This window comes from bacterium, assembly GCA_021372775.1.
Taxonomy (GTDB): Bacteria; Acidobacteriota; Polarisedimenticolia; order J045; family J045; genus JAJFTU01.
This window is the reverse complement of record JAJFTU010000011.1, coordinates 1-3,554: the sequence shown is the minus strand read 5'-3', so window position 1 is coordinate 3,554 and position 3,554 is coordinate 1. Positions and strand designations below refer to the sequence as shown.

The window sequence follows — 3,554 nt, the reverse complement described above, 5'->3', positions numbered from 1 at the left end:
CGGTGAAGCACGCCGAGCAGGGCGTGGCCGTCAATCTCGAGGTGGACGCCGCGCTGCGCGACATCCACGACCAGGCGCGCAAGGTGACCGAGGTGATGAACGAGATCGCCGCGGCCTCCGAGCAGCAGTCGGTGGGGATCGCCCAGGTCAACACCGGCGTCGAGCAGATGAACCGCCACACGCAGGAGGCGGCCGCGAACTCCGAAGAGTCCGCCGCGGTGGCCGAGGAACTCGCCGGCCAGGCGGCCGAGGTGCAGAGCCTCGTCGGCGTCTTCCACCTCTCCAAGCGCGCGGACAGCGGCTTCGCGCAGCGGCGCGCGATCGATCCGAGCGCGCCGGCGTTCGAGCTGAAGCGCCCGGCGCCGGCCCCGGCGCAGAGGGCGAAGGCGACGGCGGCGAAGTTCATCCCGCTCGACGACGACGAGGAAGCGCTCAAGACCTTCTGATCACGCTCCGTTCCCCGGCGGGGGCGGGCCGCGCGGCAGCAGGACGCCGCCGCGAAGCCCGCCCCCGCCGTTTTCTTTGTCCGCGGCCGAGGGGCGTCGTCGCGCCCCCGCGAAGCCGCCTTCGCCTTTCTCGTACTCCGCGGCCGCGGCGCGTCGTCGCGCCGTCCCGTCGCCGTCCCCTTCCCTGCGGCCGCGCCGGCGCTTGTAGACTGGGCGCATGACGAACCGCGTCTTCCGGTTGTTCACGGCGGTCGTCGCGGCGCTCGCCGCCGCCGGCGCCGTCTGCGCCGCGCCGGGCGCGCCCGACCCCGCGACGTCCGTGCTGGCGCTGCTCGACCGCGTGCGCGCCGAGGCCGGCCTGCCGCGCTTCGAGCGCCCCGCCGCGCTCGCCGTCGCCGCGGCGCGGCGCGCGCGGGATCTCGCGGCCCTGCCGGCCGCGCAACTCGGCGAGGCGGCGCCGACCGCGCCGTTCCTCGACGCGGCGGGCGTCGTCTACGCGGAGGCGCGCGAGCACCGGCTCGTCGCCTGGCGGCGCGACGTCCCGGCGGAGCGGATCGTCGAGCCGTGGCGCGGCTCGCCGGCCGAATGGGCCGCCGTGATGGCGAAGAAGTACCGCGAGGTCGGCGCCGGCTGGGCGGAGCGCCGCGACGGCCGGATCGTCGTCGTCCTGCTCCTCGTCGCCCCCCCGCCGCGCCGCGACGCGGAGGAGCTGCGCGCGCTGGAGCGAAGCACGTTCGACGGCGTCAACGCGGAGCGCGCGGCGCGCGGCCTCGAGCCGCTGCGCTGGAACGGCCTCTTGGCGGCGATCGCGCGGCGGCACGGCGCCGACATGGCCGCGCGGCGCTACTTCGACCACCGGTCGCCCGAGGGCACGACGCCCGCGCAGCGCGTCGAGGCGGCGGGGCTCGACTTCCGCGCCGTCGGCGAGAACCTCGCGGAGAGCCTCGGCCAGGACGATCCCGCGGCCAACGCCGTCCGCGGGTGGATGAACAGCCCCGAGCACCGCGACAACATCCTCGACCGGACGTTCGAGGAGTCGGGCCTCGGCGTCGCCGTCGGCCCGCGCGGCGAGCTCTACTTCACGCAGCTCTTCTACACGGCGCCGAAGCGACGCGGGCCGCCGCGCCGCTGACGAGCGCCGCGCCGCGACGCGCGGTCCGCGCGGGGCGCGACGTCGCGCCGCGCGTCAGCCGCTGATCATCGTGCGGCGGAGGAACGCCTCGAGCCGCGCCCGCGCCTCGTCGCTGTAGACCTCGAACTCCACGCCGAGCCCCGGGATCGCGCCCGGAATCCGGCCCGGCCCCCCGGGCGGCACGCGCCGGGCGACGCGGCCGACGATCCGCACCGGCTCGTCGTCCCCCGGCAGCGTGAACGCCAAGCCGACCCGCAGGTCGATCGGCAGGTCTTCTTCGGTCTCGACGAAGACGCCGGAGTTCGAGATGTCGCGGACCTGGCCGATCGGCGTCGTCTCGTTGCCGGCGACGAAGACCGACGCCCGCGCCGGCACGCGCGGCCGGCGCTGGTAGCACCAGACGCGGTTCTTGCCGAGGCGCCGCGCCTCGTTGAGCGCGAGCTCGCCCCGCTTGATCAGCTCGTCCCCGGCCACGCCGTCGGCCGGATGGCAGGCGACGCCGATGCTCACCGTGACCGGCGGCGCGTCGCCGCCGAGGGCCGCGGCCGCGAACCGCTCGACCGACTGCCGCAGCCGGCCGCCGACGTGGCGCGCCTGCCCGCGGCCGATCCCGGCGAGGACGACGAGGAAGCTGTCCGCCTGATGGCGCCCGACGATGTCGGCCTGGCGCACGGAGGCCTGCAGGATCCCCGCGACGCGCGCGAGGAGGCCGTCGCCGCGCTCCCGCCCCCAGGAGGCGTTGAGCGCGGTCATCCCGTCCACGTCCACCACGAGCAGCCCCATCGGCTGCCCGAGGCGGCGGGCGTATCCCAGCGTCTCCTCCATCCGCTGCGCGAACCGCTCCCCCATCGGGAGGCGCGTCAGCGGATCGAAGTCGGCGTCCTTCGGATCGGGTGCCACCGGAATGCGCGCGAGAACGTGCCGGACCTCGACCGCCGCCAGCGTGCGCGAGCGGCCGACCGGCGCGACGCGGCAGCGGACCTCGAGATGGCTGCCGTCGTGGCAGCGCAGGCGCAGCGGAAGCTCCGCGGGCCCCTCGATCTGCGGCGGCATGCCGAACACGAGCGGCGGCCCGTCGGTCGCGCCGCGCGCCGCGGGCACGCCGACCTCCCAGCCGGTCAGCGCCTCGATCGCGCGGTCGAACCCCAGCGGGTTCCCGGAGACGTCGCAGACGAATCGCCCCCCCGACTCCCGCCCGTCGCGGCGCGGCTCCGACGACGGCGCGGCGCCGAGGCGTCCGTTCTTCTGTTCCGGCGCGTCGTCCGCGCCCCGGCCTCGATCGTTCATCGTTCCCCCGGCGAGCCCGCGACCTGCCCGTCCGCTGGTCCGCCGCTTGGATTATGCCGCAAGCCGTACTTGATTCGCGCGACGAGCAGCCCGGCGACCGCAAACAATCCAACGGCCAGACCGATCCAGATCCCCGAAAGCCCGAGGCCGCGCCCCGGACCGGCGCCGAAGCCGAGCCAGTAGGCGAGCGGCAGGGCGAGGGCGTAGTAGCCGAGGAGGTTGATCAGCGCGGCGGCGCGGGTCTGCCCCGCCCCGCGCAGCACGCCGCCCGCGACGGCCTGCGTGCCGTCGAAGAGCTGGAAGGCGGCGGCGATCGGCAGCACGCCCGCGGCGAGGGGCAGCGACTCGGCGGCGTCGGCGCGGAGGAACAGCGCGGGGAGGCCGCGGCGCAGGACGACGAAGGCGACGGCGGAGACCGTCATCACCCCCGCGCCCATCGCCACCGCGGTCCACGCGGCGCGCCGCGCTTGTTCGGGACGGCCCGCGCCGAGGAGGTTGCCGACCCGCGTCGCCGCGGCGATCGAGATCCCGAGCGGGACCATGTACGAGACGCTGGCCAGCTTGAGGGCGACGGAGTGCGCCGCGAGCGCGGCGGCGCCGAGCCATCCGGCGAGGAGGCTCGACGCGGCGAACGCCCACATCTCGAGCATCAGCTGCGCGCCGATCGGCAGCCCCAGCGCGAGCAGGCG

At 76.2% G+C, this 3,554-nt stretch carries 4 protein-coding genes; 2 read left to right on the top strand and 2 right to left on the bottom strand.

What is annotated here, in order from left to right:
- Positions 1–446 (top strand): hypothetical protein (locus LLG88_00385; GenBank protein MCE5245370.1); only part of this gene is annotated, 446 nt, incomplete at its 5' end.
- Positions 447–663: 217 nt separating this feature from the next.
- Positions 664–1,578 carry a CAP domain-containing protein gene (locus LLG88_00380; protein MCE5245369.1) on the top strand — a complete coding sequence of 305 codons (915 nt, stop codon included), beginning with the start codon at positions 664–666 and terminating at the stop codon, positions 1,576–1,578.
- 54 nt (positions 1,579–1,632) lie between these two features.
- On the opposite strand, the gene LLG88_00375 is transcribed toward LLG88_00380, so the two are convergent.
- Both LLG88_00375 and LLG88_00370 read right to left on the bottom strand, forming a co-directional pair.
- Positions 1,633–2,865: a diguanylate cyclase gene (locus tag LLG88_00375; protein MCE5245368.1), complete on the bottom strand. Its 1,233-nt coding sequence runs from the start codon at positions 2,863–2,865 to the stop codon at positions 1,633–1,635.
- Positions 2,862–3,554, bottom strand: a 693-nt coding sequence (locus tag LLG88_00370) for an MATE family efflux transporter (GenBank protein ID MCE5245367.1), incomplete at its 5' end; no start/stop codon positions are given. The genes LLG88_00370 and LLG88_00375, both read right to left, overlap by 4 nt.